This is a genomic window from Mesorhizobium marinum (assembly GCF_040813675.1).
Taxonomy (GTDB): domain Bacteria; phylum Pseudomonadota; class Alphaproteobacteria; order Rhizobiales; family Rhizobiaceae; genus Mesorhizobium_K; species Mesorhizobium_K marinum.
In genome coordinates this window covers 176,128-201,915 of record NZ_JBFOCI010000007.1, presented here as the reverse complement: position 1 = coordinate 201,915, position 25,788 = coordinate 176,128, and the positions used below count along the sequence as shown (strand labels likewise).

The 25,788-nt window shown below is 65.3% G+C and carries 28 protein-coding genes and 1 pseudogene; 15 read left to right on the top strand and 14 right to left on the bottom strand.

Features of this window, described 5'->3' with window-relative positions:
* Window positions 1-39 precede the first annotated feature (39 nt).
* The 3 genes from folK to folP are packed head-to-tail and all read right to left on the bottom strand — an operon-like array spanning window position 40 to window position 1,752.
* Entirely contained in the window at window positions 40-564 is a 525-nt protein-coding gene (folK, locus tag ABUE31_RS20230; protein ID WP_367725544.1) for a 2-amino-4-hydroxy-6-hydroxymethyldihydropteridine diphosphokinase, read from the bottom strand.
* Window positions 548-907, bottom strand: coding sequence for a dihydroneopterin aldolase (gene folB / locus ABUE31_RS20225; RefSeq protein WP_367725543.1), 360 nt, complete (start codon window positions 905-907; stop codon window positions 548-550). The genes folK and folB overlap by 17 nt, the downstream gene beginning before the upstream one ends.
* A gap of 2 nt (window positions 908-909) precedes the next feature.
* Window positions 910-1,752: a dihydropteroate synthase gene (folP, locus tag ABUE31_RS20220; protein ID WP_367725542.1), complete on the bottom strand. Its 843-nt coding sequence runs from the start codon at window positions 1,750-1,752 to the stop codon at window positions 910-912.
* Window positions 1,753-1,909: 157 nt separating this feature from the next.
* On the opposite strand from folP, the gene ABUE31_RS20215 reads away from it, so the two are divergent.
* On the top strand, window positions 1,910-2,524 hold the full coding sequence (locus ABUE31_RS20215) for a DUF922 domain-containing Zn-dependent protease (protein WP_367725541.1): 615 nt from the start codon (window positions 1,910-1,912) through the stop codon (window positions 2,522-2,524).
* Window positions 2,525-2,722: 198 nt separating this feature from the next.
* Window positions 2,723-3,577 (top strand): metal-dependent phosphohydrolase, encoded by an 855-nt coding sequence (locus ABUE31_RS20210; protein ID WP_367725540.1) that lies wholly within the window; start codon window positions 2,723-2,725, stop codon window positions 3,575-3,577.
* Window positions 3,578-3,608: 31 nt separating this feature from the next.
* Here ABUE31_RS20210 and urtE read toward each other — a convergent pair whose 3' ends face one another.
* The 6 genes from urtE to ABUE31_RS20180 form a co-directional block, all read right to left on the bottom strand.
* Window positions 3,609-4,304 (bottom strand): urea ABC transporter ATP-binding subunit UrtE, encoded by a 696-nt coding sequence (gene urtE, locus ABUE31_RS20205; RefSeq protein WP_367725539.1) that lies wholly within the window; start codon window positions 4,302-4,304, stop codon window positions 3,609-3,611.
* Window positions 4,305-4,541: 237 nt separating this feature from the next.
* The gene (urtD, locus tag ABUE31_RS20200; RefSeq protein ID WP_367725538.1) at window positions 4,542-5,288 is read right to left on the bottom strand and encodes an urea ABC transporter ATP-binding protein UrtD; all 747 of its coding nucleotides are present in this window, start codon (window positions 5,286-5,288) and stop codon (window positions 4,542-4,544) included.
* A gap of 9 nt (window positions 5,289-5,297) precedes the next feature.
* On the bottom strand, window positions 5,298-6,515 hold the full coding sequence (urtC, locus tag ABUE31_RS20195; RefSeq protein WP_367725537.1) for an urea ABC transporter permease subunit UrtC: 1,218 nt from the start codon (window positions 6,513-6,515) through the stop codon (window positions 5,298-5,300).
* A complete protein-coding gene (gene urtB, locus ABUE31_RS20190; RefSeq protein ID WP_367725536.1) occupies window positions 6,512-8,134 on the bottom strand; it encodes an urea ABC transporter permease subunit UrtB in 1,623 nt (540 codons plus the stop codon). Before urtB ends, urtC begins: the two co-directional genes overlap by 4 nt.
* A 91-nt stretch (window positions 8,135-8,225) precedes the next feature.
* Window positions 8,226-9,533 (bottom strand): urea ABC transporter substrate-binding protein, encoded by a 1,308-nt coding sequence (gene urtA / locus ABUE31_RS20185; protein WP_437344160.1) that lies wholly within the window; start codon window positions 9,531-9,533, stop codon window positions 8,226-8,228.
* Between the two features lie 247 nt (window positions 9,534-9,780).
* On the bottom strand, window positions 9,781-10,095 hold the full coding sequence (locus ABUE31_RS20180) for a hypothetical protein (RefSeq protein WP_367725535.1): 315 nt from the start codon (window positions 10,093-10,095) through the stop codon (window positions 9,781-9,783).
* A gap of 289 nt (window positions 10,096-10,384) precedes the next feature.
* On the opposite strand from ABUE31_RS20180, the gene ku reads away from it, so the two are divergent.
* Complete coding sequence (gene ku, locus ABUE31_RS20175) at window positions 10,385-11,215, top strand: non-homologous end joining protein Ku (protein ID WP_367725534.1); 831 nt, start codon at window positions 10,385-10,387, stop codon at window positions 11,213-11,215.
* A 65-nt stretch (window positions 11,216-11,280) separates the two neighbouring features.
* Window positions 11,281-12,345, top strand: a complete 1,065-nt coding sequence (locus tag ABUE31_RS20170; protein WP_367725533.1) for a PAS domain S-box protein — start codon at window positions 11,281-11,283, stop codon at window positions 12,343-12,345.
* A 65-nt stretch (window positions 12,346-12,410) separates the two neighbouring features.
* On the opposite strand, the gene ABUE31_RS20165 is transcribed toward ABUE31_RS20170, so the two are convergent.
* A complete protein-coding gene (locus ABUE31_RS20165) occupies window positions 12,411-13,316 on the bottom strand; it encodes an alpha/beta fold hydrolase (RefSeq protein ID WP_367725532.1) in 906 nt (301 codons plus the stop codon).
* Window positions 13,317-13,363: 47 nt separating this feature from the next.
* On the opposite strand from ABUE31_RS20165, the gene ABUE31_RS20160 reads away from it, so the two are divergent.
* Window positions 13,364-13,816 (top strand): MarR family winged helix-turn-helix transcriptional regulator, encoded by a 453-nt coding sequence (locus ABUE31_RS20160; protein WP_367725531.1) that lies wholly within the window; start codon window positions 13,364-13,366, stop codon window positions 13,814-13,816.
* Between the two features lie 17 nt (window positions 13,817-13,833).
* Here ABUE31_RS20160 and msrQ read toward each other — a convergent pair whose 3' ends face one another.
* The 3 genes from msrQ to ABUE31_RS20145 form a co-directional block, all read right to left on the bottom strand.
* A complete protein-coding gene (gene msrQ / locus ABUE31_RS20155; RefSeq protein WP_367725530.1) occupies window positions 13,834-14,724 on the bottom strand; it encodes a protein-methionine-sulfoxide reductase heme-binding subunit MsrQ in 891 nt (296 codons plus the stop codon).
* Between the two features lie 103 nt (window positions 14,725-14,827).
* Entirely contained in the window at window positions 14,828-15,463 is a 636-nt protein-coding gene (locus tag ABUE31_RS20150; RefSeq protein ID WP_367725529.1) for a pyridoxamine 5'-phosphate oxidase family protein, read from the bottom strand.
* Window positions 15,464-15,527: 64 nt separating this feature from the next.
* Entirely contained in the window at window positions 15,528-15,878 is a 351-nt protein-coding gene (locus ABUE31_RS20145) for a gamma-butyrobetaine hydroxylase family protein (RefSeq protein ID WP_367725528.1), read from the bottom strand.
* Window positions 15,879-16,044: 166 nt separating this feature from the next.
* Here ABUE31_RS20145 and moaA point away from each other — a divergent pair, with 166 nt between their 5' ends.
* The 10 genes and pseudogenes from moaA to ABUE31_RS20095 all read left to right on the top strand — a co-directional run bounded on the left by moaA (window position 16,045) and on the right by ABUE31_RS20095 (window position 24,772).
* Window positions 16,045-17,040, top strand: a complete 996-nt coding sequence (moaA, locus tag ABUE31_RS20140; RefSeq protein WP_367725527.1) for a GTP 3',8-cyclase MoaA — start codon at window positions 16,045-16,047, stop codon at window positions 17,038-17,040.
* Between the two features lie 77 nt (window positions 17,041-17,117).
* Window positions 17,118-18,038 (top strand): DMT family transporter, encoded by a 921-nt coding sequence (locus ABUE31_RS20135; protein WP_367725526.1) that lies wholly within the window; start codon window positions 17,118-17,120, stop codon window positions 18,036-18,038.
* Complete coding sequence (locus ABUE31_RS20130; RefSeq protein WP_367725525.1) at window positions 18,035-19,237, top strand: multidrug effflux MFS transporter; 1,203 nt, start codon at window positions 18,035-18,037, stop codon at window positions 19,235-19,237. The genes ABUE31_RS20135 and ABUE31_RS20130 overlap by 4 nt, the downstream gene beginning before the upstream one ends.
* A complete protein-coding gene (mobA, locus tag ABUE31_RS20125; protein ID WP_367725524.1) occupies window positions 19,234-19,869 on the top strand; it encodes a molybdenum cofactor guanylyltransferase MobA in 636 nt (211 codons plus the stop codon). Before ABUE31_RS20130 ends, mobA begins: the two co-directional genes overlap by 4 nt.
* Window positions 19,866-20,408: a molybdopterin-guanine dinucleotide biosynthesis protein B gene (mobB, locus tag ABUE31_RS20120; protein WP_367725523.1), complete on the top strand. Its 543-nt coding sequence runs from the start codon at window positions 19,866-19,868 to the stop codon at window positions 20,406-20,408. Before mobA ends, mobB begins: the two co-directional genes overlap by 4 nt.
* 388 nt (window positions 20,409-20,796) lie before the next feature.
* Window positions 20,797-21,504, top strand: a pseudogene (locus tag ABUE31_RS20115) (ABC transporter substrate-binding protein); the annotation flags it as partial.
* A 72-nt stretch (window positions 21,505-21,576) separates the two neighbouring features.
* Window positions 21,577-22,290 carry an ABC transporter permease gene (locus ABUE31_RS20110; protein ID WP_367725521.1) on the top strand — a complete coding sequence of 238 codons (714 nt, stop codon included), beginning with the start codon at window positions 21,577-21,579 and terminating at the stop codon, window positions 22,288-22,290.
* Window positions 22,287-23,117 (top strand): ABC transporter permease, encoded by an 831-nt coding sequence (locus tag ABUE31_RS20105; RefSeq protein WP_367725520.1) that lies wholly within the window; start codon window positions 22,287-22,289, stop codon window positions 23,115-23,117. Before ABUE31_RS20110 ends, ABUE31_RS20105 begins: the two co-directional genes overlap by 4 nt.
* 57 nt (window positions 23,118-23,174) lie before the next feature.
* Window positions 23,175-24,044, top strand: a complete 870-nt coding sequence (locus ABUE31_RS20100; RefSeq protein ID WP_367725519.1) for an NAD(P)-dependent oxidoreductase — start codon at window positions 23,175-23,177, stop codon at window positions 24,042-24,044.
* A 14-nt stretch (window positions 24,045-24,058) separates the two neighbouring features.
* Window positions 24,059-24,772, top strand: coding sequence for a DNA alkylation repair protein (locus ABUE31_RS20095; RefSeq protein WP_367725518.1), 714 nt, complete (start codon window positions 24,059-24,061; stop codon window positions 24,770-24,772).
* Here ABUE31_RS20095 and ABUE31_RS20090 read toward each other — a convergent pair.
* Window positions 24,769-25,725, bottom strand: coding sequence for a hypothetical protein (locus ABUE31_RS20090; protein ID WP_367725516.1), 957 nt, complete (start codon window positions 25,723-25,725; stop codon window positions 24,769-24,771). The genes ABUE31_RS20095 and ABUE31_RS20090 overlap by 4 nt on opposite strands.
* Window positions 25,726-25,788 lie beyond the last annotated feature (63 nt).

The window sequence follows — 25,788 nt, the reverse complement described above, 5'->3', positions numbered from 1 at the left end:
ACGGCAGGGTCGTCGAACCACCTCGCCGCCCCTGCCCCTTCAGGCGCCCAGGCGCCGCCACCAGCCGGTTTCCGATGGCAGCTTTTCGATGCCGGTCGCGTCGATGTGCGCAAGCCAGTTGGCCAGCGAACGCCCCTTCACCTCGAAGGCGGGGGCGACCTCAGCCAGCGGCGCAAGCACGAAGGCGCGTTCCAGCATGCGCGGGTGCGGGATTTCGAGACCACTCTCATGGACGGTGCGGTCGCCGAAGACGAGGATATCGATGTCGATCAGCCTTGGTCCCCAGCGCTCCTGCCGGACACGCTTCAGCCTCCGCTCGGCGTCGAGACAGGCGTCGAGCAGGCCGCGCGGCGGCAGCGTGGTCGCCAGTTCCGCGGCGATGTTCAGGAAATCCGGCTGGTCGGTATTGCCCCACGGCGGTGTGCGATAGAGCGACGACACGGCGACCACCTGCGTCGCCGGGTCGGCGTCGAGCATGCGCAGCGCCGCCGCCATCGCCTTGTCCGGCTCGCCGAGATTGCCGCCGAGGCTGAGATAGACCCTTTCCCTACTGCGGCCAGGCAACGGTCACCTCGACATGGTCCAGGACGCCGGGCACCGGCGCATTGGGCTTGCGCACCGTGATCTCGGCGCGGCCGATCTGCGGAAAGCGCTGGGTCAGCGCCTTGCCGACTTCGAGCGCCAGCGCCTCGATCAAGAAGCGCCGCTCACCGGTGACGATCTTCTCGATCACCTGGAACGCCACGCCGTAGTCGACCGTCCCGTCGATCGCGTCGTTCTCCAGCGCCTGCCCGGGATCGACGGTCAGCGTCGCATCGACGTAGAAGCGCTGGCCGAGCATCTCCTCCTCGTCGTAGACGCCGTGGCGGGCGAAGAAGGCGCAGTTCTTCATGCGGATCTGGTACATGGCTATCGTCCGGACTTGTCGCGCGCGAGCATAGCATCGGCGAAGGCCAGCGCATCCCTGTTGATTGCGACATCATGGACGCGGAACAGCGCGGCGCCCTTCAGCCGAAGGATGACGCTCGTCGCTGCGGTTCCCACGTCCCGGTGCCCCGGGTCGCGTCCGGTGACGTTGCCGATGAAGCGCTTGCGCGACGTGCCGGCCATCAGCGGCAGCCCTAAGGCGGAGAGTTCGCCGAACCGCGCCATCAGGTCGAGATTTTCGTCCGCCTCCTTGGCAAAACCGAAGCCGGGGTCGAGGACGATGCTGCCGCGGGCGATGCCGCTGGCTGCGGCGATCTCCAGCGACCGGTTCAGGAAGGCGAACTGGTCGGCGATCACATCCGGCAGTTTCTCGCGGCCGCGGCCGGTATGCATGATAACCAGCCCCGCCCCCTGTTCCGCCGCCAGACGCGCGATGTCGGGCTCGCGCTGCAGGCCCCAGACGTCATTGACGATATGGGCGCCCGCAGCAAGCGCAAGCCGCGCCGTCTCGACGCGGTAGGTGTCGACCGAGACCAGGCAGGCGCCTTCGGCGGCAAGCGCCTCGATGACCGGCAATACCCGGCGCTGCTCTTCCAGCGCCGTCACCGCCTCGGCTCCCGGCCGCGTCGATTCCCCGCCGACGTCGATGATGGCAGCGCCCTCTTCCGCCATGCGCCGCGCCTGGGCCAGCGCGCGCTCTGGGTCGTCGAAGCGCCCGCCATCGGAAAAGCTGTCCGGCGTGACGTTGAGCACGCCCATGACCTCGGCCTTCGCGCCGAGGTCCAGGTGGCGTCCGTGCGCCAGTTGCCATCGTTTGCCGGTCATCGTCGCTGGCCGTTGTCCCATCCGCGCGATGCCATGCGGCCAGCGCGGCGGAAAATCAACGACTTTGTCCGTCAGGTTCACGAAAACGTCGAGGCAAACGATTTCCGTTGCGCGCCGTTCCCGGCTGACGCAAAGTTCAGGAAAATAAGGCACCCGCATGATCCGAACCCTGCTCGCCGTCGCCTTCATGGGGCTGGCAATCCTGCCTGCTTCGGCTGAAAACGTGTCCAAGACCTACAGCTACTTCTCCGTCGGCGGCAGGACGCTGGAGGAGTTGGAGGCCGAACTGAACCGTCGCGGCCCTACGGTAAAGAGCACCGGGCAGCGCCATCCCGGCGCGACGCAGATGCAGTTCAACACCCGCATCGGCTACGCCGAGCAGAAAGGAACGTGCCGTGTCGCGGAAGCAACGGTCACGGTGAAGGCAACGGTCATCCTGCCTCGGTGGCGGCAACGCGCCCGCGCCGATCAGGACACACGCCTCGTTTGGGATTCGCTCTCGATCGACATCAAGCGCCATGAGGAACAGCACGTCCGGATCGCCAGCGACTATGCACGCCAGCTCGAACGGAAACTCATGAGGATCGGCAGGCAGAAATCCTGTGCAATCGCAGCCGGAAAGGCCAAGGCCACAGCTGACGCCGTCCTGAAGAAACACGATCGCGCCCAGGCCAAGTTTGATCGCATCGAAAGCGCAAATTTCGAGAAGCGCATTCTGAGGCTGATGCGCCAGCGCATCAACCGGATCCAGTCCGGCGAAATCGCCGGGTAGGCCTGTTCGCGGCATCGGGCGGGCGCATCGCTCCGCGAAACGGGCGCAGCCCGCCGTGTGTCTTGGCCGCATGGCGTCGGGATTGCGAGCGGCCGCCACCTCCGTCCATCACGCCGGACATAGCATACACATTGACTCGGCCCGGTCCGAGGCCGATGGTTCGGCGGTCAGACTTCCAAACGGTGGGCGGTGGCTTCGATGCTGAATCCCATTTCCATCATGGCAGATCGACTGGGCGACTATCTGTCCGAACTGTATCTCCAGTACTTTGCGCACCGGCGGCCGGAATACGCCGCCTACATGGGGGGCGCGGCGCGCCTCGTCCTGGAGCGCATCGGAAACTCCAACGCGCTCTACCACAACGTCGAGCACACGATCATGGTGACGCTGTGCGGACAGCAGATCATCCGTGGCCGCCTGCTGTCCGAATCCCTGACGCCCGACGACTGGCTTCATTACACCTGCGCCCTGCTCGTCCATGACATCGGCATGGTCCGGGGCGTGTGCGCCGGCGACACCGACAGCACCATGGTCATCGACGAGAGCGGCAGGAACTTTACGCCGGCCCGCGGGGCGTCCGACGCCATCCTCGCGCCCTACCATGTCGACCGCGGAAAGATCTACGCCCGCCAGCGCTTCACCTCGTCCCAGTTCGTCGACCAGGAGCGCATTGCCGCGGCGATCGAGATGACGCGCTTTCCGGTTCCCTCCGACCCCGAATACCGCCGAACCGACACCGAAGGCGCTCTCGTGCGGGCAGCCGACCTTATCGGCCAGCTTGCCGACCCCTACTATCACCGCAAGCTGAATGCGCTGTTTGCGGAGATGGCGGAAACCGGAATGACGGAGAAGCTCGGCTGCAAGACCCCGGCCGACCTTGCCTCGATGTACACCCGCTTCTTCAAGGAACAGGTCGAGCCCTACATCCAGGAAGCGATCCGCTACCTGGAGCTGACCACCGAAGGCAAGCAGTGGATCGCCAACCTGGACAGCAACCTCTTCCAGACCGAGCATCGCCCGTGCCGCATCGGGCCCTTCCCCGGTCCCGCCTGACGGCTTTGGAACCCGTTCGGGACCGGCGCGCCTAGACGGTCAGGTGGCGTTTCACGTCCGGGAGGTCGAGGTCTTCGGCCGGGCCGGTATGCACGATCAGTCCGCGGTCCATGATGTTCACCTCGTCGGCGAGTTCGCGGCAGAAGTCGAGATACTGCTCGACCAGCAGGATCGCAATGCCCGCGGTGTCGCGCAGATAACGGATGGCGCGTCCGATGTCCTTGATGATCGAGGGCTGGATGCCTTCGGTCGGCTCGTCGAGCACCAGCATCTTGGGCCGCATCACGAGCGCCCGTCCGATGGCGAGCTGCTGCTGCTGCCCCCCGGAGAGGTCGCCGCCGCGGCGCGACAGCATCTGCTTCAGCACCGGAAACAGCTCGTACACATGCTCGGGCACCGTGCGGTCACTGCGCCTCAGCGGCGCGTAGCCGGATTCGAGGTTCTCGCGGACGGTCAGCAGCGGGAAGATTTCCCGCCCCTGCGGCACGAAGGCGATGCCCGACCGGGCGCGATCGTACGCCGCGCTCCGGTCGAGCGCCTTCCCCTCGAAGGCAACCGTTCCCGATGTCAGCCGGTGGTGGCCGACGATCGATCTCATCAAGCTGGTCTTTCCGACGCCGTTGCGGCCAAGTACGCAGGTGATCTTGGCCGCTTGCGCGGTCAGCGACACGCCGCGCAGCGCCTGTGCCGCGCCGTAGTGAAGCGTTGCGTCCCTGACCTCAAGCATGTCCGCCTCCCGCAACGGCGCGCATGACGGCGTCCTGGTCCCCCCGCGCCCCCGCCGAAGCGGGGGTGGCGCGCCTTCCGACGCGCCAGAGGGGGTTCGTGAAATTGATGAGGCGGCGGGCTAGGCGACCACCAGCCTCCCCCGCGTCGCGCCTGGGGTGGGATGCCGACCGATGGGTCGGCGCGCTCGTCCTGTCGAAGCCCATGAACCTGTCGAGATCGATGCGCCAGATCATCGTCAGCGCCCCAGATAGACTTCGACGACGCGTTCGTCGGCCGAGACGAAATCGAGCGAGCCCTCCGACAGCACCGAGCCTTCGTGCAGGCATGTCACCTTGACCCCGAGTTCGCGAACGAAGTGCATGTCGTGTTCGACCACGACGACGGAGTGCTCTCGGGCGATGTCCTTCAGCAGGCGCGCCGTCTCCTCCGTCTCGGCGTCGGTCATGCCGGCCACCGGTTCGTCGACCAGCAGCAGCTTCGGGTCCTGCGCCAGAAGCATGCCGATCTCCAGCCACTGCTTCTGGCCGTGCGACAGGTTGGCCGCGAGTTCGTCGCGCTTGTCGCCGAGCCGGATGATCCCGAGGATTTCGTCGATGCGCCGGCTGTCTGCCGTCGACCGGCGATAGAACAGCGCCGGCACGATCGAGCGTGGCCCCTTCAACGACAGGAGCAGGTTGTCCTCGACCGTATGGCTCTCGAAGACGGTCGGCTTCTGGAATTTTCGGCCAATGCCCATCATGGCGATCTCGGCCTCGTCGTGCTTGGTGAGATCGACCTCGCCGTCGAAAAACACCTCGCCGTCGTCCGGCCGTGTCTTGCCGGTCACGATGTCCATCATCGTCGTCTTGCCGGCCCCGTTCGGACCGATGATTGCCCGCATCTCGCCCCTGTCGAGCACCAGCGACAAATTGTTGATGGCGCGGAAGCCGTCGAAGGCGACCGAGACGCCGTCGAGATAGAGGATTGTTCCGGATTTCGACATTGCGCGCCCCTATTCCGCCGGCTGCGGCTCGGGGCCGCGAGCCGGTTTCGCCCACTCGTCGGACTGCGCGCGCACGATCGTGGGCGGCGTTTCGTCGGGCTCGCGCCCCTCCTCCTTGGCGACGGACACGGCGCGTTCGGCCCCGCCCGCGCGCCATTGGTCCCAGAGACCGAGGATGCCCTTTGGAAGGAACAGTGTGACCGCCACGAACAGGCCACCGAGCGCAAACAGCCACAGTTCGGGAATTGCGCCCGTGAACCAGCTCTTGCCGGCGTTGACCAGCAGCGCGCCGATGATCGGTCCGACGATCGTGCCGCGACCGCCAACGGCCGTCCACACGACGACCTCGATCGAGTTGCCAGGCTCGAATTCGCCGGGATTGATGATGCCGACCTGCGGTACGTAGAGCGCGCCGGCGATGCCGGCCATCACTGCCGACACGGTGAAGGCGAACAGCTTCACGTTCTCCGCCCGCCATCCGAGGAACCGTGTGCGGCTCTCGGCGTCGCGCACGGCGATCAGCAGCTTGCCGTATTTCGACGTGACGATGAGCCAGGTGACGAACACGCCGAGTGCCAGCGCCAGCGCGCTGGCGGAAAAGAGCGCCGAGCGGGTTGCATCGGCCTGCACGTTGAAGCCGAGAATATCCTTGAAATCGGTCAGCCCGTTGTTGCCGCCAAAACCCATGTCGTTGCGGAAGAAGGCGAGCAGCAGCGCGTAGGTCATCGCCTGGGAAATGATCGAGAGATAGACGCCGGTGACGCGGCTGCGGAAGGCGAACCAGCCGAACACGAAAGCCAGCAATCCAGGGACGGCCATGACCATCAGGGCGGCGAACCAGAAACTGTCGAAGCCGTGCCAGAACCACGGCAGTTCCTTCCAGTTCAGGAACACCATGAAGTCGGGCAGCACAGGGTTGCCATAGACGCCGCGGTCGCCGATCTGGCGCATCAGGTACATGCCCATCGCATAGCCGCCGAGCGCGAAGAAGGCGCCGTGGCCGAGCGAGAGGATGCCGCAATAGCCCCAGACCAGGTCGAGAGAGAGCGCCAGCAGCGCGTAGCAGAGGTATTTGCCGATCAGCGCGACCATGTAGGGCGGTACGTGGAACGCGCTGGTCTGCGGGACGGCGAGGTTCAGCACGGGCACAAGCAGCGCGACGGCAACGAGGATCGCGATGATGACCAGGATACGGCGGTCCGAGCCGAAGAGGCGTCGGGCGATCATGCTTCCACCGCCCTGCCCTTCAGCGCGAACAGGCCGCGCGGGCGCTTCTGGATGAACAGGATGATCAGGACGAGCACGAGAATCTTGCCGAGCACCGCGCCGGCGTAGGGTTCCAGGAACTTGTTGAGGACGCCGAGCGAGAAGGCGCCGACAAGCGTGCCCCAGAGATTGCCGACGCCGCCGAACACCACGACCATGAAGCTGTCGATGATGTAGCCCTGGCCGAGATTGGGCGAGACGTTGTCGATCTGGCTGAGCGCCACGCCCGCGATGCCGGCAATCCCGGACCCCAGCGCGAAGGTCAGCGCATCGACCCAGGGCGTCCGAATGCCCATCGAAGCGGCCATGCGCCGGTTTGCCGTCACGGCGCGCATCTGCAGCCCCCACGCCGTACGCTTCATGACGAACAGCAGCAGGAAGAACACGGCGAGCGCAAAGGCCATGATCCACAGCCGGTTCCAGGTAATGGACATCTCGCCGAGATTGAACGCGCCCGACATCCATGAGGGATTGCCGACTTCGCGGTTCGTCGGGCCGAAGATCGTGCGCACGGCCTGCTGCAGGATCAGCGACACACCCCAGGTGGCGAGCAGCGTCTCCAGCGGTCGGCCATAAAGGAAGCGGATGATGCCGCGTTCGATCGCCAGCCCGACCGCGCCTGCGACGAGGAAGGCAAGCGGCAGCGCGATCGCAAGGGACCAGTCGAACAGGCCCGGGAAGGAGCCGCGTATCAGATCCTGGACGACGAAGGTGGTGTAGGCGCCGATCATAACCATTTCGCCATGAGCCATGTTGATGACGCCCATGACGCCGAAGGTGATGGCAAGGCCGATCGCGGCGAGAAGCAGAACCGAACCGAGCGAAAGCCCGTACCAGACATTCTGGGCCGCGGCCCAGACGGCGAGCCTCGAATTGACGTCCGCGATGGCGGCCGTCGTCGCGTCCTTCACCGCCCCTTCGGGCGCGGCATTCTCGTAGCCGATGAGAAGCGACAGCGCGGCCCTGTCGCCACGCGCCGCGATGCGCTCGATCGCCGCGAGCTTGTCGGCCTCGGGCAGGTCGGACCGCAATACAGCCGCGGCGCGTGCCTGTTCGAGCTTCGCCTTCACCGATGCAACCGTTTCCTTCGCGATGGCGGCGGCGAGCCCGTCTACCGCTTCGGGGTCGGGATTGCCGAACATCGTCTCTGCGGCGGCCAGCCTGACCGCCGGGTCCTCGGAGCCCAGCGTCAGCGTGCCGGTCACGTCGCGCACGGTGCGGCGCAGGCTGTTGTTCACGCGGACCTTGGTCAGCGCGCCTTTCGGCTCCTCGCCGGCGCTCTCGCCGGTCAGCGGATCCGACAGCCTGACCGACTGGCCGGCCTCCTTGCCGATGAAGACGGCGTTGTCGGACTTGCGGAAGTAGAGATCGCCTTCCGCCAGCGCTGCCAACGGCCGTTCAACCGAGGGATCACCTGTCCCCGCCAGTTCGCGCACGATCGCCTCGGTCGCCTGGAAGTTCTTGGCGGTCGCGAACTTGGCGACGATAGCGCGAAGCGACGCATCGTCCGCTGAAGCCTGCGCCACCAGGGCAAGCGACAGCAAGAGCGTGATCAAAATCCGTCGAAGAAGAATCGTCACTGGACGGGCGGGCCTTGTTATCAGGAAGTGCTCCGGACGAAACGGAGGGTGTATCGTCCGGAGCGACATGCGGGAGGTTAGCTCGCCCGCATCAGTTCGTGGTGCCCTTGCCGCCGCACTTTCCGGTCGCAACATTGAAGTTGCCGCACGACATCGGAGCGCGCCAGTCGGCGATCAGGTCCTTGGAGTCCGGCAGGTAGTCGGACCACTCGTCGCCGACGACGAGGCCCGAGGTCTGCCAAACGGTCTCCATCTGGCCGTCGGCCTGGATTTCGCCGATCAGCACCGGCTTGGTGATGTGGTGGTTCGGCATCATCGTCGAATAGCCGCCCGACAGGTTAGGCACGGACACGCCGACGATCGCGTCGATGACCGCGTCCGGGTCGGTGGTGCCGGCCTTTTCGACGGCCTTGACCCACATGTTGAAGCCGATCACGTGCGCTTCCATGGGATCGTTGGTCACGCGCTTGTCGTCCTTGATGAAGGCGCGCCATGCGTCGATGAAGGCCGCGTTCTCGGGCACGTCGACCGACTGGAAGTAATTCCAGGCCGTCAGGTGGCCGACCAGCGGGGCGGTGTCGAGGCCGGCCAGTTCCTCTTCGCCGACGGAAAAGGCTACGACCGGAATGTCCTCGGCCTTGATGCCCTGGTTGCCGAGTTCCTTGTAGAAGGGAACGTTGGCGTCGCCGTTGATGGTCGACACGACGGCGGTCTTCTTGCCGGCCGAGCCAAAGTTCTTGATGTCGGTCACGATCGTCTGCCAGTCGGAATGACCGAACGGCGTGTAGTTGACCATGATGTCGTCCTTGGCCACGCCCTTGGACTCGAGGTAGGCCTGAAGGATCTTGTTGGTGGTCTGCGGATAGACGTAGTCGGTGCCGGCCAGGACCCAGCGCTCTACACCTTCCTCGTTCATCAGGTAGTCGACGGCCGGAATGGCCTGCTGGTTCGGCGCCGCGCCGGTGTAGAAGACGTTGCGCTGGCTCTCCTCGCCCTCATACTGCACGGGGTAGAACAGCAGCCCGTTCAGTTCCTCGAAGACGGGAAGAACGGACTTGCGGGACACCGAGGTCCAGCAACCGAATACCGCCGCCACCTTGTTTACGGCGATCAGTTCGCGGGCCTTTTCGGCGAACAGCGGCCAGTCGGAGGCGGGGTCGACGACGACCGCTTCCAGCTTCTTGCCGAGCAGGCCGCCCTTCTTGTTCTGCTCGTCGATCAGGAACAGCATCGTGTCCTTGAGCGTCGTCTCCGAAATCGCCATCGTCCCCGAAAGCGAATGCAGGACGCCGACCTTGATCGTGTCTTCCTGCGCCATTGCCGGCGCGGTGATGCCGATGCCCGCGGCGATCAGGCCGGCGGACAGGCATTGGGTTATCGTCGAAAAGCTACCCCTCATACGGAAATCTCCCACTGGGCGTTGCACCGCAAAAAACGAAGCAACGGGCGTGCCAGTTGGAAATGCGCTTCGACGAGGCGACTGTTTCTGTCGTAAAATCAGCCTATTGCGAGACGGTATGAATGTCGGCGTGGCGGATTCTTCCAGCCTCGCCGGGCAATGCGTGCGGGAATTTTGCGCACCGCACAAATATCTGGCGACATTTTATGCAGAAATCCGTTCTGCCTAATTTGTGGGCGAAACAAGCCTATCGATTGTCGCCGCCGCCACCGAAGCGCGATCCATCAAGGCACTTGTAGACCCGGCAGTTCTGCGTATCCGCCGTCGGCACGGCCTCCGCGATCGTGTCCTGGCCGGCCTGACAGAACGACTTGTCGGCGACGTAGCGGTCATAGAGCGGCACGCCGGACCCGGAACCCTTGCGGTAGAGGATCGCGACGCCGTCGCGCTTCACCGCCCCCTGCACTTCCGCGCAGGTCATGCCCTGAACCATGTACCGCACGGCGGCGGACGCCTGCAGGGGCGCGAGCGCCAGAAGTACAGTCAGAGCGATCTTGTTCACGAGCCGTCCCTCCACCCGAGCATTGCCATGGTAGCAGATGTTAGCGCCTTCGAAAGTCTTTGCGGAACAAGCTGGAGACCCAGAATTGATGGCCGCGACGGGAGCCGCTGAAAGGCCGGTCCGCTGGCGCCATGTCAGCCGGCTGTCGGGAGCCCGTGGCGGCGGCCTTGACGTTGCTGGAGCCAGGGCGGACACTCCATGGCCGGGCCGTGGAACCGATGGCCCATCGGTGAGTTCAGTCGATATGGCGCAGCCAACGCGCCTTGTACCTTGCGTATGGAGTTTCCCCATGGCGTTGCGTGCGGTCTGGAAGGGTTTTCTGAAATTCGGCGCGGTTACCTGCGGCATCAAGCTCATCAACGCGGCCAGCGATTCCGAGAAGATCCACTTCCGCATCCTCAACCGGAAGAGCGGCCAGCCCGTGAAGGCGGCCTATGTCGACGAGGTCACCGGCGACGTGGTCGGCCCTGAAGACCAGGTCAAGGGCTACCAGCTCGACAGCGGCGAGTACCTGATGATCGAGCCGGACGACATCAAGAAGCTGAAGCCGACCTCCGAGCATATGCTGGAGGTCGACGAGACCGTCGATCTCGCCGCGGTCGACCAGCGCTATCTGGACAAGCCCTATTACGTCGTGCCGGCCGACGCCATGTCGGAAGAGCCGCTTGCGGTCATCCGCGAGGCGCTTTCGAGGAAGAAGGCGGCCGCCTGCGCAAACATCGTGCTCTACCAGCGCGGCCGCGAGGTCGTCATCCGCCCGCATGGCGACGGACTCATGATGACGACGCTGCGCAACGCGAAGGACGTCGTTTCCGAAAAATCGATCTTCGACGGCATCAAGGTTCCGAAGACCGATCCCGAGATGGTCGAGATCGCGACGATGCTGATCGACAAGAAGATCGGGAAGTTCGATCCGTCGACCTTCGAGGACCGGTACGAGAACGCGCTGGTCGAGATGATCGGGGCCAAGAAGGCCGGCAAGAAACTGCCGAAGCCGGCGGCGGCGCCCAAGGAGAACGTCGTCAATCTCGCCGAAGTGCTGCGCAAGAGCCTCGAAAAGGAAGGCATCAAGGCCGACAAGGCGAAGAAACCGGCGGCTCGCCGCAAATCTGCAGCATGAATTTCGTTCCCGGCGTCGACGCCAAACCGATTGTGCCGGCCGAAGGCCGCTGCTAGCTATCGCCCGTGACCAAGGTCGAACCGAATACGCTGGACCCGCTCGCCGCCGCACGTCTGGCCGCAATCGTCGATTCGTCGTTCGACGCGATCATCGGCAAGGACCTCAACAGCATCATCACCGACTGGAACGGCGCGGCAGAACGACTGTTCGGCTACACCGCCGAAGAGGCGATCGGGCACTCCGTGCTGATGCTGATCCCCGATGGCCTGCACGGCGAGGAAGTCGACATCATCGAGCGAATCCGCCGCGGCGAACGCGTGGCGAGCTATGAAACGACGCGTCGGCGCAAGGACGGAACCTTCATTTCGGTCTCGCTGACGATCTCGCCGATCAAGGATGCCGACGGCACGATCATCGGGGCATCCAAGATCGCCCGCGACATCTCCGCCGCGAAGGAGAGCGAGCGCCGCATCAAGCTCCTGATGCGCGAAGTCAATCACCGGGTGAAGAACCAGTTCGCCGTGATCCTGTCGGTGATCCGCGAAACCAGCCGGCGCGCCAAGGACCCGCTGGAGTTCGAGGAACAGGTGCGCGACCGCATCATGGCGCTGTCGCGCTCGCATGATCTTCTGGTCTCGTCGGAATGGTCGGGAACCAGCCTGCTCGACCTGTTGCAGGAACATCTGAAGCCGTTCGGCCACGACGAGCAGATTTCGCTTTCCGGCCCGCTGCTGACGCTGCAGGCCAACGCCGTCCAGCATCTCGGCATGGCGATCCACGAACTCGGCACCAACTCGTCCAAGTACGGCGCGCTGTCGACCGGCGACGGCCGGATCACCATCGAGTGGAAGCTCGTCGGCTCCCCAAAGGGCCACCGCGAATTCCAGATGGTCTGGGACGAAACCTCCGCGTCGATCGCCGGACGCGATGAAGAGGGTGACCCGAAGAAGGGATTCGGCAGCGTCGTCCTGCAGCGCGTCACGCCGCAATCGCTGAGCGGGTCGGCCGTGCTCGAGCATCGGCCCGGGCATGTGCGCTGGTCGCTCGCCGCACCGGCCGACGTGACGTTGGTCATGCACCCCTCCGAGCCGCTGGCACCGTCTGCCGACGCCAAGCCCCCGCACGGCTGAGTCCGGGTAGCGGCTCGGCTTTCCGGCCGACGCCTTTCAACCAACAGGGCGGATACGGCGGCGACCTAGTGCAGGGTCACGCCCTGTCGCGCAACGAAGTCCAGGGCCTCCGCTGCAATGGCCGGATCGGCAAGGATGCGCCGATGGCCGAGACCCGGCGCCCAGTGCAGACGGACATGGCCGCCGGCCGACGCGTACATCTCGGCATTTTCCGGCGAAACCTCGCGGTCGTCGGGTGCGTGCACCACCAGGGTCGGTACCGGCGTATGGGCCAGGAAGCGCGATCCGACGAAATCGTCGAGCGGGCGGCCGGCGATGCGGCGGACCTGCTCGGCCGCGGCCGATCGCGTCCTGGGACCAAGCTTCAGGTAGTGCCCGAACCGTTCGAAGACTTCCGGCAGCGAATCCGGCGCGGCGATCAGCACCAGTCTCGACGCGGCGAGCGGCGGGATGCCGGCAACCGAACCGACGACCGCGTTTACCGCGACGGCGCCGCCGAAGGAATGGCCGATCACGGCGGCGAAGGGACCGAACCACTGGCCAGCCGCATGCGCCGCCCGAACGGCGCTGACCATGGTCAGGCGCCGCCCCTGGGAACCGCCATGTCCCGGCAGGTCGAGCGCCATCACGCGGAAACCGGCGTCCCGGTAGGTCTCGATCAGCGACTTCATGTATTCGGTGCGCGAGCGCCAGCCGTGCAGGACGAGCACGGTTCCGGCGCGCGGCCGCCCTTCCCTCGGCCGGAATTCGTGGACGACGACGCAGCGGCCGGCGACGTCAAGCCGGTGGTGCCGCGCTTCGTCCATGAAGTTGGACGCGCGCGCCACGGCCTTCTTCTCGCCATCGGTCAGCCGGCGCGGATTGGGTGTCCGGCAGAACAGCTCGAACGCCGCGCGCCCGCCCAGTCCGGGCGCGATCCGCTCGGCCGCGCCAAACAGGCTGCGGATGACCTTGACGCCGATTGATGACATGATAGCTATCCGACAAATAGTTCAAGCGTGAACATAATAGTTCAAGGATGAACAAAAAACAAGAACTCCCCTGGGACAACCCCCGCTTCCGCAACTGGGTCGCGGTGGCGCGCGCCTGCCATGCCGTCGAGCGGGCCGTGGCGGCGGCGCTTGTCCCGCTGGATCTGAAGCCTGCGCAACTCGACGTGCTGATGAACCTCTTCCGGCACCCGGGCATGTCGCAGCACGAGCTTGCGCGCAAGCTTCTGGTCGGCCGCTCGAACATCACCATGCTGCTGCCGCAGATGGAGAAGCGGGATCTCCTGAAGCGCGAGGCCGACCTCAACGACAAGCGCATCATGCGCCTGAAGCTGACATCTGCAGGCGAAAAGCTGCTGATGAAGGCGCTGAAGGTGCATACGGCCCTGATCGAGCAGGTGATGGGCCAGTCCACACCGGCCGAATGCGACATGCTGGGCGACCAGATGAGGCGGATCGCGGAAGCGCTGAAGACCGACTAGACGTCAGCCTACCGGCATCATTGTGCCGGCACCCTCGACGCCCGTGCACCGCGCGACGGTTCGCGACGCCCCCCCGAACGTCGCACCCCGGCGACGACCGCCATGCCGGCGCCGACTGCCAGCACCCACCAGGCCGGGCGGATGGAATAGGAAAACTGCAGGTTGGCGGCGAGTACACGGCCCGGCGGAACGCCGGTAGCGAGGGCGTACCAGGCATATTCCACCGCAACTGTGCAAAGTGCGGCGAGCACGGCAATCGCAGCAAGCACGAGCGGCGAGTTGATCGCGAAGCCGCGCCAGTGCGCCAGCCTGTAGAGCATCATGAGCAGGAACAGCCCCGCCATCAGCGTGGGCTGGTAGACGTCGGCTTTCGACTGGATGAAGAAGTGCAGCGCCGCCAGCAGGCCGATCGCGTAGACGATCTTGTGCAGCCGTACCCAGTTGCGGCCAAGACGCTTGATCGCCGCGTCGGTGGAGGTCGACCCGAGCGCGATCAGCGCCACCAGCGCAACAAAGCCAATGGTCAGGTAGAAGCGCAAGGCGATCTCCGATGCGATGCGCGCGACATCCAGCTTAAGGTCGACCGCATACAGCGCGAAATGCGCCAGCGCATAGGCGAGCGCCGTCACTCCCAGCATGCGGCGCACGAGGATCAGCTTCGGCCAGTCGGCGATGCGCCGAAGCGGCGTCACGGCCAGCGACAGCCACAGGAAGCGGATCGCCCATTCGCCGGTCTCGTGGATCGCCTCGGTGATCGGCCGCGGTCCGAGCGGGCCGACCGGAGCGGACGCAGCCAGCGTCCCGCTGAAGGCCGACCACGCCAGCATCAGCGCGGGCAGGCAGGCTGCGGCCAGCACCGCAGCCTTGAGCGGCGAGAATTTTCCCGAGCGGTCGGTCCAGGGCGACATGAGGCGTTTCCGGTGCATGTTGGCAAAGTACGGTCAGATGGCCGGACTTGTTACAGCAGAGACATCACATCAATTTGAGGCGAGCCTGCGGAACCGGGCGAGCCTACCACATGGACGCCTTGGCGCGCTCCGGCCATTCGCGGTCGTAGGCCTCGCCGTCGATCGACTTCCTGCTGGTGATTTCCAGGATGCGACCGGGCGTCGGCAAGGTCGACGGATCGACGTGCTTGTCCTGATTCCACAGGTCGGAACGGCGGATCGCCCGCGCGCACTGGAAATAGACGGCCTCGACCGAGATCACGGTCACCGATCGCGCCGGCTTCCCCTCCACCGTGAATGAGGCGCAGAGATCGCGGTCGACGCTGATGAACGCGCGTCCGTTCACCCGCAGCGTCGTGCCGGATCCCGGGACCAGAAAGAGCAGCGCCACGCGTGGGTCGCGAACGATGTTCTTCAGGGAATCGGCGCGATTGTTCCCGCGCCGGTCGGGCATCAGCAGCGTGCGCGGGTCGTGCAGGCGCACGAAGCCCGGCAGGTCGCCGCGCGGCGAGCAGTCGAGGCCCTCGGGGCCGCTGGTGGCAAGCGCGACAAAGGGAGCTGCCTCGATGAAGGCCGCATATTCGGGGATGACATGGTCGAGCTCCTTCACCAGCGAGGTCTCGCCAGGCAGGCCGTACAGCGCCTCGAGTTCTTCGACTGTCTGGATGGCAGCCCCGCTCAGCCTCTCGATTTCAGTCATGTCCGCGTCTCGCATTGATCTTGCCTCGCACCCTGCCCTGCCAGCATGACGGCGACTTGACGGGTCAGTCCCGCGACAGCGCCTTGCTTTCGAGCGAAGCGAGATAGTCGCTCCAGACCTGTTCCTTGTCGTGCCCGAGCCGGTGCAGGTACGACCAGGTGAAGATGCCGGTATCGTGGAGATCGTCGAAGACGATGCGCACGGCATAGTTGCCCACGGGCTCCATTCGCGCAATCGAGACATTGCGCTTGCCGGGCACGGTGACGCGCTGGTCCGGCGCGTGACCCTGCACCTCGGCGGACGGCGACGTCACCCGCAGCAGTTCGGCTGGCAGCTCGAACGGTTCGTGGTCGTGGTAGACGACCGTCAGCGTCCTGCGGTCCTTCGACACTCGAAGCTCTTTGGGCGCGCTCATCCGGATAATCCTCGATTGCAGCCGGTTCTGTACCCCTGTTCCCGGACCGGGGAAAGCCCGCCGGACGGCAGGAAGGCGACAGCCAAACCTTGACCGGATAGCCAGAGCGCATCACATGGCTGTATATAACGCTTGCAAAGCCGCAGAACGGAGTTGGATTGCGGACATGGACATGATCGACCCCTTCGGCCGCACGGTCAGCTATCTGCGCGTTTCGGTCACCGACCGCTGCGATTTCCGCTGCACTTACTGCATGGCCGAGGACATGACGTTCCTGCCGAAGCGGGATTTGCTGTCGCTCGAGGAACTGGACCGCGTCTGCACCGTGTTTGTCGAAAAGGGCGTGAAAAAGCTCCGCCTCACCGGCGGCGAGCCGCTCGTGCGCAAGAACGTCATGCATCTCGTGCGCCAGTTGTCGCGGCACCTCAAAAGCGGTGCGCTGGAGGAACTGACGCTCACCACCAACGGATCGCAGTTGCAGCGCTTTGCGGGTGAACTGGCCGACGCGGGCGTCAAGCGCATCAACGTCTCCCTCGACACGCTCGACGCCGAAAAGTTCCATGCGGTGACGCGATGGGGCAATCTCGACAAGGTGCTCCAGGGCATCGACGCCGCGCAGGCGGCGGGCCTCAAGATCAAGATCAACGCGGTGGCGCTGAAGGGTTTCAACGACGGCGAAATTCCCGGCATGCTGCGTTGGGCGCACGCTCGCGGCATGGACCTGACCCTGATCGAGACCATGCCGATGGGCGAGATCGACGAGGACCGCACCGACCAGTACCTCCCACTGTCCCTGCTGCGGGCCGATCTGGAGCGCGAGTTCACCCTGAGCGACATCCCGTTCCGGACCGGCGGGCCGGCTCGCTATGTTGACGTGAAGGAAACGGGCGGCAGGCTCGGCTTCATCACGCCGATGACCCATAATTTCTGCGAAAGCTGCAACCGCGTCCGGCTGACGTGCACCGGCACGCTCTACATGTGCCTCGGCCAAGAGGACGCCGCGGACCTTCGCGCGCCGCTGCGCGCATCGGAAGCAAACGACGCCCTTTCGGCCGCGATCGACGAGGCGATCGGCCGCAAGCCCAAGGGCCACGATTTCGTCATCGACCGCCGCACCAGCCGGCCCGCGGTGTCTCGCCACATGAGCGTCACCGGCGGCTAGACCTGGCCCAAAGCTTTCCGTTTGCGCTTTGGCCCTTCGCTGATACACCCGGGCGGTCGCAACGTCGGATTGCAGCCTTGCCCCTTTCGCCCAACATGCGCGCCGCGCTCTTCATGACCGTGTCCATGGCGGGTTTCACCGTCAACGACGCGATCACGAAATACGTCTCGGACGCAATGAACATGGGCCAGGTGATGCTGATCCGCGGCGCCTTCGCGACGCTGCTGATCGCGCTGCTCGCCTGGCGTCACGGCGCGCTGGCCGACATGCGGCAAGCCCTGCAGCCGCTCGTTCTCCTGCGCGTCGCCTGCGAGGCGATGGCGACCATCACCTTTTTGGTCGCTCTTGCTCACCTTCCCATCGCCAATGTCTCGGCGGTGCTGCAGGCGCTGCCGCTCGCCGTGACAATGGGCGCAGCGCTGTTTTACGGCGAAACCGTCGGCTGGCGGCGCTGGCTGTCGATCGCCGTCGGATTCGTCGGCGTCGCCATCATCGTCCGGCCAGGCCTCGAGGGATTCAGCGTCTATTCGCTTTCGGTGCTGGTCTGCGTCGGCTTCTGCACGGTGCGCGATCTCGCCACCAAGCGCATACCGGAAAACATCCCGACCTTGCTGGTCTCCACGATGACGGCGGCTGCCGTGACCCTGTGCGGCGTCGTTCTGGTGCAGCCGATGGGCGGCTGGTCGCCTCCGGCCGCGCATGACCTGGTGATGATCGCGCTGGCGGCGGGACTGCTTCTCGTCGGATACCAGTTCATCATTCGTGCGATGCGATCCGGCGACGTCTCCTTCGTCGCGCCGTTCCGCTATTCCAGCCTGGTCTTCGCAATCCTGCTCGGCTTCCTGGTGTTCGGCGACGTGCCCGACCTGCCGATGACGGTCGGCTCGCTTATCGTCGTCTCATCCGGCCTCTACATGCTCTACCGCGAACGCGTCGTCGGCCGCTCGAAGGCCGCTTCGGAGAGCGTCGGGCCGGGAATGACGCCGGACGGCCTATGACCACCACGGTCCGACCGGCGGCTCCGCACCTGCTGACGCTCGTCATGGCGGCCGCGATCGGCCCGCTCGCGATGAACGTGTTCCTGCCGTCGCTGCCCGGCATGGCGCGCCATTTCGAGAGCGACTATGCGGTCATGCAGCTTGCCGTCTCCTTCTACCTCGCGGCGACCGCGGCGCTGCAACTCCTGATCGGCCCCGCCTCCGACCGGTTCGGCCGCCGGCCCGTCATGCTGGCGTGCATCGGCGTTTTCCTGGTCGGCACGATTGCCGCCGTCTATGCGCCGACGGTCGAAGTGCTGCTGCTCTGCCGCCTGCTGCAGGCATTCTCGTCGGCCGGCATGGTCATCTCCCGCGCCGTCGTGCGCGATACGGTCGACACGACGGCGGCGGCGAGCCAGATCGGCTACATCACCATGGGCATGAGCGTCGTTCCGATGGTCGGGCCGATGATCGGGGGCCTGCTCGACGAGCTTTTTGGCTGGCAGGCCGGTTTCTGGCTGACCCTGGCGTTCGGCATGGTTGCGTTCGCCATCGTTCTGGTCGACCTGCGCGAGACGAATCTTTTCCGCTCCGACAGTTTTGCGGCGCAGTTTCGCGCCTATCCCGCGCTGCTCGGTTCGGGCCGCTTCTGGGCCTACGCGCTGACGGCGTCGTTTTCCGCCGGCGCGTTCTTCGCCTTCCTCGGCGGCGGCCCGTATGTCGCAACCGAGATGCTGGCGCTCAGCCCTTCGCAATACGGCCTCTACTTCGGCATCGTCTCGGTCGGCTATATGTTCGGCAACTTCCTTTCGGGCCGGTTTTCCCAGATCGTCGGCATCAACCGCATGATGCTCGCAGGCAACCTCATCGCCGTCGCCGGCATGGTGCTGGCCCTCGCGCTCTTCGCTTTGGACTTCCACCATCCGCTTTCGCTGTTCGGGCCAGTGTTCTTCACCGGCGTCGGCAATGGGCTGACGCTGCCGAGTGCGAATGCGGGCGTGGTCAGCGTGAAGCCTCATCTTGCCGGTTCGGCCTCGGGACTCGGCGGGGCACTGCAGATCGGCATTGGCGCTGCGGTTTCGGTGCTGGCGGGAGCGCTGATAACGCCGCTGTCGGGTCCCTCGCCTTTGCTACTGGTAATGCTCGCCTCGTCGGTCGCCGCGGTGGCAACGACACTCTATCTCATGCACATCGCCGAAGTTGAGGACGCGGTGCGATGACCGCGCAGCCTCACCTCGCCGGGATCGTGCTGGCCGGCGGCCTATCGACGCGCCTCGGAGGCGGAGACAAGACCCTGCTGGAAATCGCCGGCCGATCGATCCTCGACCGCATCGTCGAGCGTCTGCGACCGCAGGTGGGCGTGCTCGCCATCAGCGCCAATGGCGATCCCAGTCGCTTCTCCAGCCATGGACTTCCAATCCTCGCGGACAGCGGCCCGCCTGGTCGCCACGGGCCACTTGCAGGCATCCATTCCGGCCTGCGTTGGGCGAAATCCATCGGCTGCAGCAACCTGCTTTCGGTCGCGGGCGACACCCCGTTCTTTCCGGACAGCCTCGCCGAAAGGCTGCTCGAAGCTGCCGCGGGCTTGCCGCGCATCGCTTTCGCGACCTCCGGCGGCCGCAGCCACCCGGTCTTCGCGCTTTGGCCGGTTTCGCTGGAGGACGAACTGGCGCACTTTATCTACCACGGCGACCGGCTCAGCGTCCTCGCGTTCATCCACGGGCGCGCCTCGGTGGATGTCGATTTTCCTGTGACGACGGTGGGAGGCAAGCCGTTGGACCCCTTCTTCAACATCAACACCGCAGCCGACCTTGCCGAGGCCGATGCCATCGCCAGGATGCTTGCCGCATGACCCAGCGCGTCTTCGGCATCACTGGCTGGAAGAACTCGGGCAAGACGACGCTGACAGAACGCCTCGTCAGCGAATTGACGCGGCGCGGCTGGAAAATCTCGACCGTGAAGCATGCCCACCACGAGTTCGACATCGACAGGGAGGGCGCCGACAGCTTCCGCCACAGGCAGGCGGGTGCGAGCGAGGTGGCGATCGTTTCATCGCGGCGCTGGGCGCTGATGCACGAACTACGCGGCGCCGAGCAGGAGCCGCCGCTGGCAGCGGTGTTGTCGCGGCTGGCGCCGTGCGATCTCGTGCTTGTCGAGGGCTACAAGCGCGAAGGCCACGCCAAGATCGAGACGCGGCGCGTGACTGCGAAAGACAGGGCGCCTCTCAGCGCCGACGACAACTCCATCGTCGCCGTCGCCGCTGATCATCCGGCGGCCGGCGAGCAAGTACCGGTCTTCGACATCGACGCGGTCAGCGAGATCGCGGATTTCATCGAAAAATACACCGGACTCCATGCAAATCCGGGCGATCCGGGCGATCCGGTACAATAACTTTGTCGGGTCCGCCTCGTTGGGATTGATTTTTCGGGAAAAAGTGGCGGATTATCGGCTACCGGCGCGCGGCAGGACCGCCGCCGACACAGCCGGCATTTGGCCGGTTGCGAGTGATCATGAGGGGTCTCCTATGTTTACGATGAAACGCTTGACGCTGGCGGCTTCGGTCGCAGCCTTGGCGCTGACGCTCGCCGCATGTTCGCAGGAAAAGGCAGCCGAACCGGCGCCCGAGCCCGCGGCCCCGGCTGAACCAGCACCTGCGCCGGCAGAACCTGCTCCAGCGCCTGCCGAACCCGCCCCGGCGCCCGCCGCCGAGCCGGCGCCCGCACCGGCGGAACCTGCACCCGCACCGGCCGAGCCGGCGACCCAGGGTTCGGCTCCCGCAATGCTGAAGATCGGCACCGAGGGCGCCTATCCGCCCTTCAACAACCTGACCGCGGACGGCCAGTTGGTCGGCTTCGACATCGACATCGCCAACGCGCTTTGCGCCGAGATGAAGGTGACCTGCGAGTTCGTGACCCAGGACTGGGATGGCATCATTCCCGCCCTGCAGGCCGGCAAGTTCGATGCGATCATCGCGTCGATGTCGATCACGCCGGAACGCGCGGAAAAGGTCGACTTCACGCAGAAGTACTACAACACGCCGTCCGCACTGGCCGGTCCGAAGGACTCCCCGCTGACGGGCGTCACCAAGGCCGACCTCGCCGGCAAGACGATCGGCGTCGCCACATCGACGACCCACTTCAACTACGCCTCGCAGACCTACACGGACTCCACCATCAAGGGCTACCCGACGAGCCAGGAGTTCCTGCTGGATCTGTCCAACGGACGCCTTGATGCCGTCGAAGACGACATCAGCGTGCTCGAGGAATGGCTGAAGACGCCGGACGGCGCGTGCTGCAAGCTGCTTGGCCAGCCGTCGCCGCAGCCCGACGAGATCTTCGGCCAGGGCGCGGGCATCGCGGTCCGCAAGGGCGAGACCGACCTCGTCAACAAGCTGAACGCCGCGATCAAGGCCATCCGTGCGAACGGGAAGTACAAGGAGATCAACGACAAGTACTTCAGCTTCGACGTCTACGGATCTGAAAACTAAGCACAATTGCGGGCGGTCGCTGTGCGGCCGCCCGCGTTCTCGTGATCGACGACCACGGAGCCGGCCAGCCTAATGGGGAGCATCGGGACTCTGCTGAGCTGGGGCTCTGATGGGTGGCTCGACGAGATTGCATACGGTGTCTTCGTCACCGTCTCGCTCGCGGTCGCCACGCTTCCCCTCGGATTGCTGATCGGATTCTTCGTCGCGCTCGCCAAGCAGTCGAGCGAGGCCTCCGTGCGCATGGCCGGCAACATCTACACGACGATCTTTCGCGGGCTGCCGGAACTCGTAACCCTCTTCCTCGTATACTATGGCGCCCAGATCGGCATCCAGGCGGTCATCCGTACGGTCCAGCCAGGCGCAACCGTCGACGTCAACAGCTTCATTTCCGGCATGGTCGCCCTCGGCGTGGTGTTCTCTGCCTATGTCAGCGAGGTATTCCTGTCCGCCTTCCGCGCCATTCCGCGCGGCCAGTACGAAGGCGGCTACGCGATCGGGCTGACCAAGGGCCAGACCATGCGACTGGTCGTGCTTCCGCAGCTGATCCGCATCGCGCTACCCGGCCTCGCCAACCTCTGGCTGATCCTGCTCAAGGAAACGGCGCTGGTCTCGGCCATCGGCCTCAACGACATCCTGCGCTGGTCCGGCATTGCCGCGCGCGTCGAGCGCGAACCGTTCCTGTTCTACAGCTTCGCCGCGCTGATGTATCTCTGCCTGACGATCATCTCCTCGTTCGGGATCAACAAGATCGAGCGGGCCGTCGGACCGCAGGAGCCGGCCCGATGAGCGCCGCCCAGCAAACGACCGACGACATGGCCCCGCCGCCCCGCCCGCCGCGCGGCTGGCCGCGCGCCCGCATCGTCGGCTATTGCCTGATGGGACTTTGGATCCTGGCCGGCCTCGCGCTTGTCGGATATCTGGCGGCGGCCTGGAACCTGGTCTGGTTCGAAAAATACATCCCGACCTATTTCTCGGGCCTGAAGGTGACGCTGATGCTGGTCGTCATATCGACGGTCCTCGGCGCCATCCTGTCCCTGCCCATCGCCTACGCCCGGATGTCCGGGAACAAGGTGCTGTCGGCGATCGGCTACGGCTACGTCTATTTCTTCCGAGGCACGCCGCTGCTCGCCCAGACTTTCCTGATCTACTACGGCTTCGGCTCGTTTCGGCCGCAACTGGAGGCGATCGGCCTCTGGTCGTTCTTCCGCGAAGCTTGGTACTGCGCGATCCTTGCCTTCTCCCTGAACACCTCGGCCTATCAGGCGGAGATCCTGCGCGGCGCGATCAACAGCGTTCCCAAGGGACAATGGGAAGGTGCGGCCTCGCTCGGCCTGCACAAGCTGCAGACCTTACGGAAGGTCATCCTGCCGCAGGCGATGATCGTGGCGCTGCGCCCCTACAGCAACGAAGTCATCCTGATGGTCAAGGGTTCGGCCGTGGTCTCCCTGATCACGGTCGCCGACCTGATGGGCGTTACCCGCCTTGCCTTCTCGCGCAGCTACGACTTCCAGGCCTACATCTGGGCCGCACTGATCTATTTTGCGCTGGTCGAGACGCTGCGCAATCTCGTGGCCTGGATCGAGCGCCGGATCACGGTTCATCTGGAACGCTGACACCCTTCGTCCAGCGCTGTATGAACACCCCATCATCGGACTGAAAGGACTTTGAAGATGGCATCGGTTGCATTTCTCGGCCTCGGCGTCATGGGGTATCCCATGGCCGGACACCTGAAACGGAAGGGCGGCCACGACGTCACCGTCTACAACCGGACCACCGCCAAGGCCGAGAAATGGGCCGCCGAACACGGCGGCGCCTTCGCCAGGACGCCCGCCGAAGCGGCCGAAGGCAAGGACTTCGTGTTCACCTGCGTAGGCAACGACGACGATCTGCGCTCGGTGACGATCGGCCCCGACGGCTGCTTCAGCGCAATGAAGAAGGGCTCGATCTACATCGACAACACCACCGCTTCCGCCGAAGTCGCCCGGGAGTTGGCGGAAAAGGCCGGCGCCCGCGGCTTCGCCGCGCTCGACGCGCCCGTCTCCGGTGGGCAGGCCGGGGCCGAGAACGGCGTCCTCACCGTCATGGTAGGCGGCGACGAGAAGACCTTCGAGCAGGCCAGGCCGGTCATCGAATCCTTCGCCCGGATGGTCGGGCTGATGGGCCCGGCCGGCGCCGGGCAGCTTACCAAGATGATCAACCAGATTGCCATCGCAGGCCTCGTGCAGGGGCTTGCCGAGGGCATGCATTTCGGACGCAAGGCCGGCCTCGACCTCGAGAAGGTCGTCGAAGTCATCTCCAAGGGCGCGGCCGGCTCCTGGCAGATGGAAAACCGCCACAAGACGATGATCGCCGGCAAGTATGATTTTGGCTTCGCCGTCGACTGGATGCGCAAGGATCTCGGCATCTGCCTGGAGGAGGCAGACCGCAACGGCGCGAGGCTTCCCGTCACCGCCCTGGTCGACCAGTTCTACAAGGAAGTCCAGCAGATTGGCGGCCGACGCTGGGATACGTCATCGCTTCTGGCGCGGCTGGAACGCTAGAGCCGGATACGGCCGTGGACGAGCTTTCGCCCGCGTCCACGGCCGCCGACATCATTGCCTGCCTGCGCCGGCTCGGGTCCGAGGACAACCGGCAGGGCATGAAGCGCTACGGCATCAGGATCGAGCGTGCGCTCGGCATTTCGCACGGCGTGCAGCGCGCGATCGCCCGGAAGATCAAGCGCAACCACGAGCGCGCCTTCGAACTCTGGGCAACCGGCATCGTCGAAGCGCAGTTCATCGCGTCGGTGACAGCCGATCCCCGGCGCTTCACCAGGGAGGATGCGCGTCGCTGGGCGGCCGCGTTCGATTCCTGGGATATCGTCGACGGCGTCTCCGACTTCTTTGTCGATACCGATCACTGGCGCGACCTGATCGGCGAATTCGCCGCGGATGAGCGGGAGTTCGTCAGGCGCGCGGCCTTCGCCATGATGGCCTGGTCCGTGGTGCACCGGAAGAAGGAACCGGACGCGACGTTCCTGGCCTTGCTGCCGCTGATCGAGGCGCGTGCCGGCGACGAGCGCAACTTCGTGAAGAAGGCTGTGAACTGGGCGCTGCGCTCGATCGGCAAGCGCAACGCACACCTCAATGCCGAGGCGCTGGCTCTGGCCGGACGCCTGGCGCGCTCCGAAGACAGGACGGCACGCTGGATCGGCAGGGATGCCGAGCGCGAACTGGCGGGCCCCAAGGTACGGGAGAGGCTGGCCCGCGCGACGGGCCGCGCCGACTAGGCTTCCGCCAGGAGCTGGCGCAAGGGCGCGATCCATGCGTCGCTCCGCAATCGGGTCCTGATGTAGTCGGGGTCGGTCAAGGGGCCGAGTTCCTCCACCCAACGTTCCATCATCCTGGGCACCCTCGCCTGTCGCCAGTCGTCGAGGATGGCCACCGGCAACCCCTTGTACAGCGGATCGAGGGACGAAGTCTTCGTCACGGCGATGCAGCCGAGCAGGAGCAGTTCCCAGGTCCGGTGGCAGTCGAGACCGTTGCCGTGCGTCGACAGAACGAGCGGATAGCGCGCATACTGCCGCCAGATTTCGGCCTGCGGCACCCTCGCCCGCGCCATATCGACATGCCCGCAACCCCGCAGCGCCTCGAAGGCTTCGTCCCGCGCGGCGGTTGGACTGAGATGCAGGTCGCTGAAGATCCGGAGCGGACGCCGGGCGGCCGGCGGCGCTTCGCGGCCGATCCGGTCGAGCAGGGATGTCAGCCGCGACGGCGTCGTCCATTTCCGGCGCGTATGAAAATCGAGGCCGATCGGAAACGGCCTGACCCGCGCATCGGTGCCGTCGATGTTCTGACTGTACCACGCGACGAGATGCGGGTTGCCGAACAAGGCTGCGACCGTGTCGGGACGGAGGTCGCCGGGCACACCGGCATCGCCGTCGGTCGTGAGGAGGACGAACGGCTTGTCGATGGAGGACAGCGCGCCCCGGACAAAGCTGTCGAGGTCGCAGTTCCGTTCGTCCCGGGCTACCGTGCCAAGGCGCACCCAGACGAGCCCGTGCGCGTTGCGGTAATGGCGCTCGAAGAACCCTTCGGGCTGCGTGTCTTCGGTTGCCGCCGCGCGATAGGCCGCCGTGCCGGCGACGTCGCAAAGTTCACCGATCCGCTTCGACCAGATCAGCGGGGGCGTTTCAAAGAAACGAAGGCCTACCGCATAGGGCAACTTCGCCAGATTCGCCACGACCGCCCGCCCCCTTCCGCAGCGGCCCAGGCCGCCCCGGTTCCCCCAAAGCTACAACCTTAC

Bases quoted from the DNA above. Each gene is read 5' to 3' on its own strand.
- folB (WP_367725543.1), bottom strand. From the start codon at position 907: ATGTACCAGATCCGCATGAAGAACTGCGCCTTCTTCGCCCGCCACGGC.
- folP (WP_367725542.1), bottom strand. From the start codon at position 1,752: ATGACCGGCAAACGATGGCAACTGGCGCACGGACGCCACCTGGACCTC.
- ABUE31_RS20215 (WP_367725541.1), top strand. From the start codon at position 1,910: ATGATCCGAACCCTGCTCGCCGTCGCCTTCATGGGGCTGGCAATCCTG.
- ABUE31_RS20210 (WP_367725540.1), top strand. From the start codon at position 2,723: ATGCTGAATCCCATTTCCATCATGGCAGATCGACTGGGCGACTATCTG.
- urtE (WP_367725539.1), bottom strand. From the start codon at position 4,304: ATGCTTGAGGTCAGGGACGCAACGCTTCACTACGGCGCGGCACAGGCG.
- urtD (WP_367725538.1), bottom strand. From the start codon at position 5,288: ATGTCGAAATCCGGAACAATCCTCTATCTCGACGGCGTCTCGGTCGCC.
- urtC (WP_367725537.1), bottom strand. From the start codon at position 6,515: ATGATCGCCCGACGCCTCTTCGGCTCGGACCGCCGTATCCTGGTCATC.
- urtA (WP_437344160.1), bottom strand. From the start codon at position 9,533: ATGAGGGGTAGCTTTTCGACGATAACCCAATGCCTGTCCGCCGGCCTG.
- ku (WP_367725534.1), top strand. From the start codon at position 10,385: ATGGCGTTGCGTGCGGTCTGGAAGGGTTTTCTGAAATTCGGCGCGGTT.
- ABUE31_RS20165 (WP_367725532.1), bottom strand. From the start codon at position 13,316: ATGTCATCAATCGGCGTCAAGGTCATCCGCAGCCTGTTTGGCGCGGCC.
- ABUE31_RS20160 (WP_367725531.1), top strand. From the start codon at position 13,364: ATGAACAAAAAACAAGAACTCCCCTGGGACAACCCCCGCTTCCGCAAC.
- msrQ (WP_367725530.1), bottom strand. From the start codon at position 14,724: ATGTCGCCCTGGACCGACCGCTCGGGAAAATTCTCGCCGCTCAAGGCT.
- ABUE31_RS20150 (WP_367725529.1), bottom strand. From the start codon at position 15,463: ATGACTGAAATCGAGAGGCTGAGCGGGGCTGCCATCCAGACAGTCGAA.
- ABUE31_RS20145 (WP_367725528.1), bottom strand. From the start codon at position 15,878: ATGAGCGCGCCCAAAGAGCTTCGAGTGTCGAAGGACCGCAGGACGCTG.
- moaA (WP_367725527.1), top strand. From the start codon at position 16,045: ATGGACATGATCGACCCCTTCGGCCGCACGGTCAGCTATCTGCGCGTT.
- ABUE31_RS20130 (WP_367725525.1), top strand. From the start codon at position 18,035: ATGACCACCACGGTCCGACCGGCGGCTCCGCACCTGCTGACGCTCGTC.
- mobA (WP_367725524.1), top strand. From the start codon at position 19,234: ATGACCGCGCAGCCTCACCTCGCCGGGATCGTGCTGGCCGGCGGCCTA.
- mobB (WP_367725523.1), top strand. From the start codon at position 19,866: ATGACCCAGCGCGTCTTCGGCATCACTGGCTGGAAGAACTCGGGCAAG.
- ABUE31_RS20110 (WP_367725521.1), top strand. From the start codon at position 21,577: ATGGGGAGCATCGGGACTCTGCTGAGCTGGGGCTCTGATGGGTGGCTC.
- ABUE31_RS20105 (WP_367725520.1), top strand. From the start codon at position 22,287: ATGAGCGCCGCCCAGCAAACGACCGACGACATGGCCCCGCCGCCCCGC.
- ABUE31_RS20100 (WP_367725519.1), top strand. From the start codon at position 23,175: ATGGCATCGGTTGCATTTCTCGGCCTCGGCGTCATGGGGTATCCCATG.